This window comes from Commensalibacter sp. M0268, assembly GCF_016101925.1.
GTDB classification, from domain to species: domain Bacteria; phylum Pseudomonadota; class Alphaproteobacteria; order Acetobacterales; family Acetobacteraceae; genus Commensalibacter; species Commensalibacter melissae.
In genome coordinates, this window is the sequence record NZ_JACFPQ010000006.1 from 35,794 (window position 1) to 49,852 (window position 14,059).

Below are 14,059 nucleotides of genomic sequence, written 5' to 3' on the forward strand. Positions count from 1 at the left end.
CCTCAAATCTCCATGTCGGAAACCTCTTCTCTAGTCCTTAATGTCAGTCAAAGTCTTTCAGGACGCCAATGGGTATGGCGTCATTCTTCTCTGGACCAGCATTTTCTGGATCGTCAGGCACAAGCGATTGCTCAGAAAGCTTCCCTTTTCGAGGTTGTTGGTCGCATGATGGCATTAAGAGGGGTTTCCGCGGAAAATTTGCCTTTTTTTTTATCGCCAACCCTTAAAGCATTACTCCCCAATCCCTCTTGTTTAAAAGATATGGACAAAGCGGCAGCACGTATTGCCGATGCCATAATTAACCATGAGAAAATTGCCATATTTGGCGATTACGATGTAGATGGTGGCTGTGCCACAGCCCTGTTTAGCGACTTTTTTTCCATGCTGGGAAATCAAGCTATTTCATACATTCCAGATCGCTTCAAGGAAGGTTATGGTCCAAATGTGCAAGCGCTGGAACAGCTTATTCAACAAGGGGCAACCCTTATCATCTGTGTCGATTGTGGAACCGCAGCTCATTCCGTTTTTGATCAGATTAATCAGGAAAAAACAGACCTTATCGTTTTTGACCACCATAAATCAGAGAACGTTCCCAATATTTATGCAACCGTCAATCCTAATCGTTTAGACTGCACATCCAGACTAGGCAATCTTTGTGCCGGTGGAGTAAGTTTTATTGCATCCATTGCAATTACCCGAAATCTGCGGGAAAAAAATTATTTTCAAACCAACCCTGAACCTAATCTTTTTAAATTAATGGATCTCGTCGCTTTATCGACAATTTGTGACGTTATGCCTTTGACAGGCTTAAATAGAGCCTTTGTCACGCAAGGCTTGAAAATCCTAGCAAAACGTGAACGTATAGGGTTGGCTGCCTTATTGGATGTTGCTGGAATTACGCAAGTACCCAACGCCTTTAGTTGCGGATTCGCATTAGGTCCGAGAATTAATGCTGGTGGACGTATTTCCGAAGCAAGTCTTGGATTACAGCTTTTAACGAACTCTAACCCCTTTGATGCAAGATTGATTGCCGAGCGTCTGGATACCATCAATAAACAACGGCAGAATATTGAAAAAGATGTATTGGATCAGGCCACCGAACAAGCAATGGAACAATATAGACAAGGTAATGCCGTCATTATGCTTAGCAATCCAAAATGGCATTCCGGTATCGTTGGCATTGTTGCAGGCCGCATCAAGGAACAAATCAACCGTCCAATTTTAATCGGGACAGAACTACAGGATGGCACCGTCAAAGGCTCTGGCCGGTCTGTTCCTGGCCTAGATTTGGGAGCCGCTATTATCGCAGCAAAACAGGCTGATTTATTAATCCAGGGAGGAGGTCATACAATGGCAGCCGGTTATTGCTATCATAAAGACAAAGGCCAGAAATTACACGATTTTCTTAATCATTATTTAAACCAGGCCACTCATTATCCGACTGTCGCAGATTTAGAAATTGAAACCGTCATCACTCCAGCAGGAGCCTCAGTTGAACTGGCCAAACAGATTGAAAATCTGGCTCCCTTTGGAAATGGAAATGAAGAACCCCTCATTGTCCTGTCTTATGTACACATTATCCGTACGGACAGGATAGGCAAAGATGGGAATACCTTACGGTTAATCGTTCAGGGAGAAGAAAGACAATCCTTAAAAGCCCTTCTCTTCCGTGCAGATCAGAATCCGATAACTGTATTCTTAGAAGATTCTCAAAACCGGCGACCTGTTCATTTAGCAGGATGGTTACGTAACAATCAATGGAATGGAAAGGAAAATACAACTTTTTTTATAAAAGATGCAAGTTTTATAAAAAATTAATATTTTTTACTTGACCAAGAGATCACACCCATGTATTAAAACCTTCATTGCCTCTGTCCCGTTCGTCTAGAGGCCTAGGACATCGCCCTTTCACGGCGGCAACACGGGTTCGACTCCCGTACGGGACGCCAATAATTTATTGCATAAATTATTTGCATCGAATATTATTCATATCTAGTCTGAAGTTAAATAACCATTTGTTATTTTAACTTATTCTATTGTTTTATGCTATATAAAGAAATATGTATTCTTTTAAATGGCTCTCCCATAAATGAAATGTGCTGCTCTCATTGTAACTTACAATCGGCTGAATAAATTACAATTATGTTTACGCGCAACTTTTGCCCTTAAATTTGATACAATAATAGTCATTGACAATGCATCCACAGATGGTACAGAACAATGGCTATCCTCTCTAAAAGAATCCCGCCTACAAATCTTGCGCATGAAAAATAATATTGGGGGTGCGGGTGGATTTAAATACGGTGCCCAATATATTGCGTCTTTAGACATAGACTGGATTTTTTTCTTTGATGATGATGCCTATCCAGCTGAGAATTTGCTTGATAATTTTATCCAGTTCAAAAAAGACAATTATCAAATTTTTTGCTGCAGGGTATTAACCCCTGATTATAAAATATGTTCCATGAACATACCCTTTAAAAAAATACCTTCAACTTTACTGGCCACAATACATTATAAAATAAACCCAAAACAGTTTTTACCGCAATCTGATGCAATCTGTGAGGTACAAACCTTTTCGTTTGTAGGAACCATTATTCATAAAAACATTTTAAAAAAATACGCCCATATAATAATAGATGATCTGTTTATTTATTTTGACGATTTGGCTTTTTCATATTACTTGTCACAAAAAAATAATAAAATTCTGTATGTTCCAGATTTTATTTTTGTACATGATGTTATTTTACATTCCCAAATTTTTTCAAATAAGAAATTATATTATCTTGTACGTAACCTGATCATTACCCATAAAATATACAGGAACAAACCTTTTTTTACTTTGCCTTCAACTTTATGCAGAATTATGACATGTTTTCTTTTATGCATGATTCAAAAAAATAGAGTCCAATCCTTAAGATATTTGTTTAATGGCATAAAAGATGGATTTAATTATAAAGTTAAAAATATTCTTATTTAAATAAAATCCTATATTGCATTTTCAAAACACATTTTTTTACGAAATAAAACGCTTTCAATAAAATAATGAAACAATTATCCCACTAAAAGCGTAGTTATTTTAATCAATCAAATAATTTTCTATTTCTAACCGCCCCCTTGTCCGCACTGGTTGCCATCATCGCATAAGATTTCAAGGCCATACTAATTTTACGTGCTCTTGCCCTGACAGGTTTCCAGCCCTTTTGATCCTGCTCATTTCGGCGCTGTTTCAGGATATCATCCGATACCTGCAAATGAATGGAGCGATTAGGAATATCAATCTTAATTGTATCCCCGTCTTTAACCAGGCCAATTGTTCCTTTGTCGGCAGCCTCTGGAGATACATGACCAATTGATAAACCGGATGTTCCACCTGAAAAGCGTCCATCTGTCAATAACGCACAAAGTTTCCCAAGATTTTTTGATTTCAAATAACTGGTTGGATAAAGCATTTCCTGCATTCCGGGACCTCCCTTAGGTCCTTCATAACGAATAACAACAATGTCCCCAGGTTCAATTTGGTCTGATAAAATGCTTTCAACTGCGCTATCCTGGCTTTCAAAAACACGTGCCTTGCCTTCAAATACCAAAATTGATTGATCAACACCGGCTGTTTTTACAACACACCCATCTTCGGCTAAATTACCATACAAAACAGCCAGTCCACCATCTTTGGAATATGCATGTTCAATATCACGGATACAGCCGCCAACACGATCCTGATCCAACGTTTTCCAACGCTGATTTTGACTAAAGGCCTGTTGAGAAGGGATACCACCGGGAGCGGCTTTAAAAAAATCCAAAACAGATTTTTCATGTGTTGAAATAATATCCCAATGAAGAATAGCATCCTTTAAACTATCTGAATGGACCGTGATCGTGTTGAGATGCAATAAATTCGCTTTAGCCAGTTCACCCAGAATTCCGTAAACACCTCCAGCCCGATGCACATCCTCAATATGATAGAGCTGAGTATTCGGGGCCACTTTACATAATTGTGGTATTTTACGAGATAGACGGTCAATATCCTGTAATGTAAAAGGAACTTCCCCTTCTTGTGCTATGGCCAAAAGATGTAAAATCGTATTCGTTGACCCCCCCATAGCAATATCCAGGGCCATCGCGTTTTCAAAGGCCTCTTTCGTTGCAATGGAACGTGGCAATATTTTATCATTACCATCCCTATAATAAGAATTACAAAGTTCAACAATTCTTTTGCCCGCCCTTCTGAATAAAAACTGGCGATCTTTGTGCGTAGCCAACAAAGTGCCATTACCAGGAAAGGAAAAACCCAAAACCTCGGTTAGACAATTCATGGAATTGGCCGTAAACATACCAGAACAGGAACCACAGGTTGGGCAGGCGTTTCGCTCATATTCCGTTACCTGACTATCTTGAATATTATCATCACCGGCGGCAATCATCGCATCAATCAGATCCAGTTTATGATTAGCCAGATGACTTTTACCCGCTTCCATTGGACCACCGGACACAAAAACAGCAGGGATGTTCAAACGCATTGCAGCCATTAGCATCCCAGGAGTTATCTTATCACAATTCGAAATACAAACCATTGCATCTGCACAATGCGCATTCACCATATATTCAACTGAATCAGCAATAATCTCTCGACTCGGTAAGGAATATAGCATTCCATCATGCCCCATCGCAATTCCGTCATCAATCGCAATTGTGTTAAATTCTTTTGCCACGCCACCGGCATTTTCAATTTCTTTTGCAACCATCTGGCCCAAATCCTTTAAATGAACATGGCCAGGAACAAATTGGGTAAAAGAATTAACCACAGCAATAATTGGTTTATGAAAATCATCATCTTTCATTCCAGTTGCACGCCATAAAGCACGTGCACCAGCCATATTACGACCATGAGTAGAAATGTATGAACGATATTGAGGCATCCGTTAACCCTTGCATGAAAAAATTAAAATAAATTATGATTAAAATTAATTCCTATTGAATTAGTTCACTATTCTGTAAAAGCAATTTTATACATGATTTTTTTAATAAATTATTATTATATCTTACAATCAACCGCTTTCTTTATTTGAAATCATCATAAATCTTTAAACGTGATAAGAAAACTTTTAAATTGATTTCTGTTTCATAACCGGTCAAAACGAATTAATTATTTTATTTAACAATCATCAATGAAATAGAAAATATTCTCGAATGTCCCGTTTTTTATCAAAATTTATAAAACCTGCAATCTTTTTTGACCGGGATGGTGTTATCAATATCGATACGAATTATCCTTATCGTCTGGAAGATTTAATTTTGGTTGAAGGGGTTGAAGAAGCTATTTGTCAAGCCAAGAAACTCGGTTTCCTTACCGTCGTAGTAACCAATCAATCTGGGGTTGCACGCGGTTTTTTCACAGAACGGGATGTCCAGAACTTTCATCGCTATATTCAAGAAAAACTAAAAAAATATAATACCGCTATTGATGCCTTTTATTATTGTCCCTACCATCCAGAAGCCAAGATTAAAAAGTATCGACAGGATCACCCTGATCGTAAACCGCATCCAGGAATGATTGAACATGCAATTCATGATTTATTCATTGATCGTCAGCATTCTTTTTTGATTGGTGATAAATCGACTGATTTACAGGCTGCAGAAAATGCAAATATTGCAGGATATCTTTTTAAAGAGAAAAATCTTGCATCTTTTTTGAATAAAATAATTAAAAAACAATTAAAATATTAATTTAAGTTCGTTATAAATTCTTTTTTACAATTGAAAATCAATTTTCTATATATATTAACATTATTACTAATCAATTAATATCTTTTAACATTTTTTCAATTACAATCAAACTTATTCGTCATTTTTATTATTAATTCGTAAAAATTAAAAAGATGTAATTAAAATACATCTTTATTGCCTTTTCATATTAAACGTTATATAAGATGTATTTGAAATAAATCTTTTACTTAAATATTAAGAATCCTTTTATTTCAAATAAATATATTTAAAAATACTGAATCGATAAGTCTATGAAAAGTAATTATCAAGATGGTGTTATCAGTACTCTAACATCAGAAATACTTACAAAGCTTAACAGGAACCCTGTTAACAGAAAATTGAAATGGCTACTTTTAATTTCAGCCTTTCTATGTTTTTTATTTATGGGATGGGCAACATTATTCACCTATCAGCAAAGCCCACCTATTCCAGTTCAATTCATTTCATCACAAGATCAGGTTTTATTCACAGACAAAGATGTTTTTCTTGGAAAACAGGGTTTTCAAAAAGCCGATCTGATTGATTACGGTGGATTATACGGTATGGGATCCATGTTTGGACCCGATTATACTGCCAAAACACTCGTGGATCTTGCCAAAGCAACTCGAGAATATCTAGCCCAAGAAAAATTTCATCAGTCTTTTCATTTATTAACTTCAGATCAACAATTCCTTATTCAAAGGAAAATGCAAATAATGTTACATAACGTTGATCTTACACAGAAATCTTTACGTTTTCCTACTGCGTTTAGTCAGGCAATCGTCGATGTCAGAAAAAATTTATCTCAAGAATTAGTACAGGATAATTTCAAGGCCGGTTACTCGCGGGCTCATGCATTAAATCAGGCGGATGCCAAAAGCACTTCTGAATTTATTATCTATACAGCCCTCACATCCGTAGGCCATCGCCCCAACAGCACCATATCCTGGACACAAAATTGGCCTTATGAACCCATTGCAGGAAACCAACCTACCAGCCAAACCTTTACCTGGACATGGGCTGGGTTCTGTTTTGCCTTTGCAGGCTTTGGTGCCGTGATCATGATCAATCGTATCTGGCTATCTGGTGAAGATAGGGAGGCGATGGACCAGGTTATCGACGGATTTAAGAATCTGACCCCAAGCCAGAAAAAAATCGGTAAATATTTTTTATTTGTTGCCGCTATTTTCCTCGTCCAGCTTCTAATGGGTGGATTAATGGCCCATTACTATTCTGAACGGACAAGTTTTTACGGATTTGAAATAGGAAAATATTTACCTTTTAATTTTCTACGAAGTATTCATTTGCAAACCCCGATTGTATGGATTGCATTTTCCTGGATTGGTTCAGCTCTGTTTTTAGGGCCAATTATCAGTGGAAAGGAAGCAAAATATCAGAATATACTTGTTGATCTTTTATTTTATGCATCAGTGATTGTTATTGCGGGTATTGTCATTGGCAACTATCTGGGCATCATGGGTTACCTGCCTCATTTATGGTTTTGGTTCGGCAACCAGGGCAATTCCTATCTGGAATTAGGCAGAGGTTGGCAATATGCTTTTTTTGCCGCTCTTTTGTTTTGGAGTTATTTAGTATTCCGCTCCTTCTGGCCCGATAAACATCACTGGCAAAAAGCCTTTAAATCATTCCGAATTGGAAATATACGTCTTGAACATTTATTCTGGTTATCGACCCTAAATATTGCCATTTTGTACATTTTTGGCATGATACCCATGTTTGAAATAGGCAAGTCCTATACCATGGACGATTTCTGGAGATGGTGGGTTGTTCATCTTTGGGTTGAGGAATCCTTTGAATTCTTCACGGCATGTGTTACCGCCTATCTTTTGATGGGGATAGGATTGATTTCCCGTTGTTTTGCTGAGCGGACAGTTTATTTTGAACTTATCCTGATCTTTCTTGGTGGGGTCATTGGCACAGGTCACCATATGTATTGGGCCGGTGAACCATCCATTTGGATCCCCATGGGAAGCATGTTCTCATTTATCGAGGTTTTACCCCTAATTCTATTGGTTATCGAATCTATTGACGAATATAAAATCATTACAGCCCATCAGACTTTCCAGTATAAATTGGGATATATGTATATTATCGCTGCTACAGTATGGAATTTTATCGGTGCGGGTGTCTTTGGTGGAGGTGTATTGAATGCACCACTTGTTAATTATTATGAACATGGGACATTTTTAACCTTGAATCATGCCCACACCTCTCTTTTTGGAGCCTTTGGTCTTTTGGGACTGGGGATGATTTATTTCTGTTTAAGATATATTGCCGGTGAAAAATATCCATTTATAGAAAAATGGGGATATATTGCCTTATTCCTCTATAATATCACACTTGTCCTATGGACTACATTAACCTTTTTCCCTGTCGGCTGGCCCCAACTCAACGCTGTTTACGAACACGGATTAACTTACGCCAGAAGCTTAAGCTTTTATGATACCAAAACATTTTGGCAATGGTTACGTATAATCGGGGATATTGTCTTTTCGATAGGCGCTTTAATTATGTGCTGGGATTTTATCGTAAAACTCAAACCTATTTTTAAAAAATAACATTTCTATTTCTTTTATGAAAAGCTCGTCAAAATTCAATAAATAAATAAATAAATAAATAATAATGACGAGCAATTTTATCAGAAAGAAATCATTTTACCGGGTGTAATTTTATTTCCAAGTCCCAACAGCGACTTGGCTAAAGGAATTGCAACAGGTGCAAGTTGTCTCCCCATTAAAATTGAACGGTGCTCGATAGAGGCCAGCATTTCAAAATCATCATTTAATTTTAAGAAATCATCTCGTATCGCTTTGCCTATACGAACCGTTTGGGCAATCCCATGACCACTCCATCCATGAACCGCATAAATAGGCGCTTTTTCTCCTAATTTACGACAATCTACCGCCCCATTTAGGGTTAAATCAGTTGTTCCACTCCACGCTAATTCTAAATGAATATCATCACGTTGAGGAAAAATGGTCTTAATTCGTGACATTAAATAATCAACAACTTTATCAGAATTCCATCGCATTCCTGTTCCTTGCCCTCCAAATAAGATACGCTCTTTACGGACCGGGCGATAATAATCTATTTGTAGCTGCGTATCATAAACAGCCATTTGTGTCGGAAGTAATGTTTTACTCCCCCCCTCAACCGGATTGGTAACACCAACATAAGTATAAAAAGGAATGGTTGAATTAACATCTGATAATAATTGAAAGGTCGTATGGTGAACGGCTAATACCACGCCTTTTTTAGCAAGAATTTTACCCTGTGCCGTTTCAATAGATACCCCTTCTGATACAGTTTCTATTTTTAGAACTTCACTATCCTCATAAACATGCCCACCATTTTTAACAAAACCATAAATCAAACCACGCGTTAAACCTAAAGAATGAATTTGCCCTCCAATCTTATCCAAAGCACCACCATAATAAAGTTCTGAATTGATATGATCACGAATTTCATAAGGCCCTAAAATGCGAACACTATCATCACCTAAATATCGACGTGCATCTGCCCCAACCGTCAAAGCATTAATATGACCAGGATGAATCGCCGCGGTTAAATGCCCACGACGCATATCTAAATCCAAGGCATAATGTTCTGTTATTTCTTGAATAAGATCAAACGATTCAATGGATGTAAATTTCCACAAACGACAAGCTTCGTCATAATCGAAATTCTCAATAATAGATTCTGCTTCCCATCGTGCTAATCCAGGTGTCAATTGTCCGCCATTTCTTCCCGAAGCAGCTGACCCCACCTTATTTTTTTCAAGAAGGATTGTTTCAACCCCAGATTCTGACAAATGTAAAGCCGTAGAAGCCCCAAGCAATCCGCCACCAACCACTACCATATCACATTCACAATCATGTTCTAAGGCTGGAAATGTTTTCCATGGGGATAAAGTCGCCTCATAATAATTGGCGGGTCTAGCTAATACATCCTCATCTTGTACTTGTCGCGAATCAACCCAGTTCCATTCTTCCTGTTTAGGACCTTCATCCGTTTTTCTAAAGGTAACATCTTCTGTTAAAATAGGTTTTTCAAGTTTTTGTTCTGTATTCATCATTCTCATCCGACCACACTTATAATGTTGATTTAGCTACATGAATATCTGCTCCAGACGTTAAAGACAAATCATGCCTTTTAAATAAAGGCCGTTTACGAACTTTACAGTATAAAATATAGGTTATTCCTAAAGCGGTCCAAAAGCCTCCCAATAAAAGTGCGTCTTCTTTTAAATTAGTCCACATCACAATTACGGAGAACATTCCCAAAGAAGGACAGATAATATTTTTTAAAATTTGTTTAAGCGTTGAAAACTCTTTTTTATAACATACAAACCATATAAACACAGAAATGTTAACCGCACTAAAAGCGACCATCGCACCAAAACTAATTAATGAAACGGCTGTATCTAACCGAAAGAAAATAGCATTTAAAGAAAGAATTCCCACCAACAGCACACAAACGATAGGAGAGCGATAGTGAGGATGAATATATTGCAATTTTTTCCATGGAATAACCCCATCAATCCCCATAATATAAATTAAGCGTGCTGCACTGGCATGCGATGCCAGAGCCGAAGCGAAAGTATTAATCAAGATAGCTAATAAAAAGATCGATTGGAACAATTTCCCCCCCACGTACAAAACAATTTCAGGCATTGCCTCAATAGGATCTTTGAAAAGGCTATTATTCGGATAGTAAAGCTGGATAAACCATGCCGATACAAAAAAGATAATACCACCCGTTAAAACCGTAGCAATAATCGCCCGCGGTATATTTTTTCTGGCATCAAAAGTTTCATTTGCAAGCGTGGTTACAGCATCAAATCCCAAAAAAGAAAAACATAAAATAGCAGCACCACTTACCAAGGGAATGAAAGAATTGTCCCCATTCATCAAAGGTTTTAACGTCATTACGTGCGATACATCATATTTAAAGACCAAAGCATGAATAACCAAATAGATGAAATAAACCATCAAAATTAGAGGAATACCAACGAACAAGGCATTAAGATTGGCAAGAAATTTAATATTTCGACAATTAATAAACGTAACTAATGCCGTATAAAGAATGATTAACATCCACGCGGGAATATCAGGGAATAAAGCTTTGAGATAAATTCCTGAAAGTAAACTATTAATCATTGGCAATAAGAGATAATCAAGCAGGGTTCCCCACCCGACAATAAAACCACTAATTTTACCGCAAACTTGATTGGTATAACTATAAGCAGAGCCTGATTTAGGAAAAATAACAGCGAGTCGACTGTAACTAAAAGCAGTCAATATGATGGCACCCAATGCCAATAAATAAGCCATAGGAACACGACCATTCGTTACACCTGATACGATACCAAATGTGTCAAAAACAGTCATGGGAGTCATGTAAGCTATCCCGATGATAATAACTCGCCAAAGAGATAACTGAGCTTGGTGCGGTGCTAACTCATTCATATGCCTGCCTTTATTATCTAAATAAATTTTACAAACAATTTTGAGAACATTATTTATAAAATTTATAGTAACAAAACATTTTTATTAAGAAACTATTTTTTTTATTAAGAAAATATTTTTTATAAATTAATATCACATATCATTGTTATCAACAGATTTACTTTGCCTTATGCAAAGGATACTGTTAATGAGACATATTTTTGAATTAATCAACCTTTTATTTGCAAAAAAAACAGATATAGGATCAAAACCTGAATTTCGTTTATAAGAATGTTTTTTGCAAAGGAATCAAAAGTAACAGAAGATTTTATGAATAAAAATAGAACCTACTATCTAGACCCATGAAAGAAAAATGTTTTAATTTAATTTATCGGAAAGACGTATCAGTAGTATTATGAAAGCTGACTTAGTAATTCATCATTATATATAACAGAACCAAATTTTTGAAAAAAATTATCTGTCAGAAAATTATGTGTTTGCAGAATCACTATTGACACAAGCAGCTTTTAAAACAGTTAATTTATAATCCAGTGCCGTAATCTGTCCAGCGACTGAAAAAGATATAAAATTATTTAATATAAAATCTTGAAAATCCATAAATAGAAAAGCTGTTTTTCTTTATTGATTTTTAAATAAACCATTAAATTAGCCTTTTTAATATAATATTAATATTTATAATCTAATATTTTTAGCGCAAACCAATTGCCTATGGCACCAATCAGCAATAGAACACTTGTTGCGAGAAATACGAAATACATACCCATATAACCACTGACAAACCCGCCAGCCAATGGACCGATAACCTGACCAACATATTGTACGGAAATAGTATAACCCAATACAGTTCCCACTAAATGATTTGGAACTTGATGTCGAATGATTGTTATAATGCAGGGCATTAAACCACCAAGGGCCAATCCCATAAAAAAACGTAATACGATAAGTTGCCAGACTGACGTGACATAGGCTTGGGGAACAAGCAATATCCCGGCAATAATTAAGGTCCAGATAATAATCCGTGCATGACCTATTTTATCCGCTAAATGACCAAGCCATGAAGCAGACAAGATATTCCCAAAAGCGCCAGCCGACATAATCAAACCTGCAAAGAAAGTTATTCTGGATTGCTCAACAGCCAGTTGATGAACATATAAGGTTATAATTGGTTCGATAGACATATTGGCAATCATTAGTAACATACCCGTAACCAGCATTATGAAAATCAATCTTTTATTGGGAATATCGAACCAATTTCCTTTAACGGTTTTTTCATGAATAACCAACTTTGAAGGTTCTCGAATAAAACCCAATGTAACAAGAAACGTAATGAAAATTAAACATCCTGCCCCTATGAACGTAATACGGATTCCTATTAAAGATGGCAATATCCCCCCAATCAGGGGACCAATCAGATTTCCTGCCATGATACCGGATGAAAGCAGTCCAAGTGCCCAAGCAGAACGAGCCTTGGGGGTTTGGGCAGCAATCATGATTGTTGCACCTGAAGAATATCCTCCAGCAAAACCCGCAAGCAATCGTAATCCAACCAATTGCCAAATATTTGTCGCACATCCCATCAATGCCATTGTCACGGCCATACCTAGACTCGCCCTAAGAAGCATTGGTTTACGACCATAACGATCCCCCAGATATCCCCAGAATGGCGCAATCATTCCTGCTATAAAAAATGTTGCGCTATAGGCTATTCCTGACCATTGAGCTATAATTGCATGATCTTTGACTCCCAACTGCTGAACATAGATCGGTAAAAAAGGCAACATTAATGTCATTGCAAGAAAGGTTGTAAATGATCCAAATAAACAAACAAAAAGATTGCGAACCCAATATGACTCATCTTGATCTGTTTCAATTGTTGAGGACATAATAAATCCACCATAAAATTGTCTTTGATTGGTATACCAATTTGGTATACCAAAATGATCCTATCATATAATCAATAATAAGAAACAAATTTATGAACAAAACCCTTACTCAAGCTCAGCATGCTGAAATAAAATTAAGAAATCTTATTCTGAATATGGAAATAGCACCGGGTGAACGTATAACAGAACGTGATATTGTAGAGTTCATTGGGATTTCTAGAACCTCCATTCGAACCGCATTATTTAAACTTGCTAGTGAGGGACTGGTTATTCACAAAAAATCCGGTTGGATTGTATCCCCGATTAATCTAGAAGAAATTTCTCAAGTGTGCATTTATCGTAAAATACTTGAGGTTGCCGCTATTCAAGAAACAACACAAATAGTTATAGATAAAAATATTTCAAAAGTTGAAAATCTACTGAATTCAATTTCACCAACCTCAACTCATGAACAGCTTGATCAAATTGGCCATGATTTTCACATATGGATTGCAAAACTGTCAGAAAATGAATTTATTATTCAAGGCACTGAAAATGCAATGATGAGATTAAGACGAGCCCGCTGGCTTGAAAATAAATATGATCACACGGGATGGGATGAACATCGTCAAATAGTGATTGCCTTAAAAAAAGGAAAAATACAAAAAACGATATCACTTATTGAAAACCATATCTCAAGAACACGTCAAAGCTTACTAAGTACACTTCAAAAAAAACAGCTAAGTCTTAGGGCTCAAGGCGCCTTTTTAACATCTAAGTAAATATCTTTTACAAATAATAGAATTAATTCAACCTAATTTCTTTAAATATTAAAGTGAGAATATAAGAATATTTCTTAAAAAATAATTGTTCTACAGAAAATGATATTAAATAATTTTTTTTAATTTTTAATAAACAAAATATTTTTGATATAAAAACAGAAAAAATACAGAACTAAATATA

General features: G+C 36.4%; 9 protein-coding genes and 1 tRNA gene. 6 read left to right on the forward strand and 4 right to left on the reverse strand.

Features of this window, described 5'->3' with window-relative positions; translation table 11 throughout:
* The first annotated feature begins 12 nt into the window (after positions 1–12).
* The 3 genes from recJ to H3R28_RS08500 all read left to right on the forward strand — a co-directional run bounded on the left by recJ (position 13) and on the right by H3R28_RS08500 (position 2,980).
* Positions 13–1,818: a single-stranded-DNA-specific exonuclease RecJ gene (recJ, locus tag H3R28_RS08490; protein WP_198210644.1), complete on the forward strand. Its 1,806-nt coding sequence runs from the start codon at positions 13–15 to the stop codon at positions 1,816–1,818.
* 55 nt (positions 1,819–1,873) lie between these two features.
* Positions 1,874–1,949, forward strand: a tRNA-Glu gene (locus H3R28_RS08495).
* 140 nt (positions 1,950–2,089) lie between these two features.
* Positions 2,090–2,980 carry a glycosyltransferase gene (locus H3R28_RS08500; protein ID WP_198194051.1) on the forward strand — a complete coding sequence of 297 codons (891 nt, stop codon included), beginning with the start codon at positions 2,090–2,092 and terminating at the stop codon, positions 2,978–2,980.
* Positions 2,981–3,083: 103 nt separating this feature from the next.
* Here the strand turns inward: H3R28_RS08500 and ilvD are convergent, their stop codons facing one another.
* Positions 3,084–4,919: a dihydroxy-acid dehydratase gene (ilvD, locus tag H3R28_RS08505; RefSeq protein WP_198210643.1), complete on the reverse strand. Its 1,836-nt coding sequence runs from the start codon at positions 4,917–4,919 to the stop codon at positions 3,084–3,086.
* A gap of 271 nt (positions 4,920–5,190) precedes the next feature.
* Between ilvD and H3R28_RS08510 the strand changes: the two genes are divergently transcribed.
* Together H3R28_RS08510 and H3R28_RS08515 are read left to right on the forward strand one after the other, a co-directional pair.
* On the forward strand, positions 5,191–5,727 hold the full coding sequence (locus tag H3R28_RS08510) for a D-glycero-beta-D-manno-heptose 1,7-bisphosphate 7-phosphatase (protein ID WP_198185532.1): 537 nt from the start codon (positions 5,191–5,193) through the stop codon (positions 5,725–5,727).
* Between the two features lie 290 nt (positions 5,728–6,017).
* Positions 6,018–8,324, forward strand: a complete 2,307-nt coding sequence (locus tag H3R28_RS08515) for a nitric-oxide reductase large subunit (RefSeq protein WP_232351283.1) — start codon at positions 6,018–6,020, stop codon at positions 8,322–8,324.
* A gap of 80 nt (positions 8,325–8,404) precedes the next feature.
* On the opposite strand, the gene H3R28_RS08520 is transcribed toward H3R28_RS08515, so the two are convergent.
* The 3 genes from H3R28_RS08520 to H3R28_RS08530 form a co-directional block, all read right to left on the reverse strand.
* A complete protein-coding gene (locus H3R28_RS08520) occupies positions 8,405–9,841 on the reverse strand; it encodes an FAD-binding oxidoreductase (RefSeq protein WP_230882814.1) in 1,437 nt (478 codons plus the stop codon).
* Positions 9,842–9,857: 16 nt separating this feature from the next.
* Positions 9,858–11,234 (reverse strand): APC family permease, encoded by a 1,377-nt coding sequence (locus H3R28_RS08525; RefSeq protein WP_198210642.1) that lies wholly within the window; start codon positions 11,232–11,234, stop codon positions 9,858–9,860.
* A gap of 665 nt (positions 11,235–11,899) precedes the next feature.
* The gene (locus H3R28_RS08530; RefSeq protein ID WP_198210641.1) at positions 11,900–13,117 is read right to left on the reverse strand and encodes an MFS transporter; all 1,218 of its coding nucleotides are present in this window, start codon (positions 13,115–13,117) and stop codon (positions 11,900–11,902) included.
* Positions 13,118–13,209: 92 nt separating this feature from the next.
* On the opposite strand from H3R28_RS08530, the gene H3R28_RS08535 reads away from it, so the two are divergent.
* Positions 13,210–13,878, forward strand: a complete 669-nt coding sequence (locus tag H3R28_RS08535) for a GntR family transcriptional regulator (RefSeq protein WP_198210640.1) — start codon at positions 13,210–13,212, stop codon at positions 13,876–13,878.
* Positions 13,879–14,059 lie beyond the last annotated feature (181 nt).

Excerpts from the sequence above, each read along its gene's own strand:
- H3R28_RS08520 (WP_230882814.1), bottom strand. The coding sequence starts at position 9,841 with ATGATGAATACAGAACAAAAACTTGAAAAACCTATTTTAACAGAAGAT.
- H3R28_RS08500 (WP_198194051.1), top strand. The coding sequence starts at position 2,090 with ATGAAATGTGCTGCTCTCATTGTAACTTACAATCGGCTGAATAAATTA.
- H3R28_RS08535 (WP_198210640.1), top strand. The coding sequence starts at position 13,210 with ATGAACAAAACCCTTACTCAAGCTCAGCATGCTGAAATAAAATTAAGA.
- H3R28_RS08525 (WP_198210642.1), bottom strand. The coding sequence starts at position 11,234 with ATGAATGAGTTAGCACCGCACCAAGCTCAGTTATCTCTTTGGCGAGTT.
- H3R28_RS08510 (WP_198185532.1), top strand. The coding sequence starts at position 5,191 with ATGTCCCGTTTTTTATCAAAATTTATAAAACCTGCAATCTTTTTTGAC.
- ilvD (WP_198210643.1), bottom strand. The coding sequence starts at position 4,919 with ATGCCTCAATATCGTTCATACATTTCTACTCATGGTCGTAATATGGCT.
- H3R28_RS08515 (WP_232351283.1), top strand. The coding sequence starts at position 6,018 with ATGAAAAGTAATTATCAAGATGGTGTTATCAGTACTCTAACATCAGAA.
- H3R28_RS08530 (WP_198210641.1), bottom strand. The coding sequence starts at position 13,117 with ATGTCCTCAACAATTGAAACAGATCAAGATGAGTCATATTGGGTTCGC.
- recJ (WP_198210644.1), top strand. The coding sequence starts at position 13 with ATGTCGGAAACCTCTTCTCTAGTCCTTAATGTCAGTCAAAGTCTTTCA.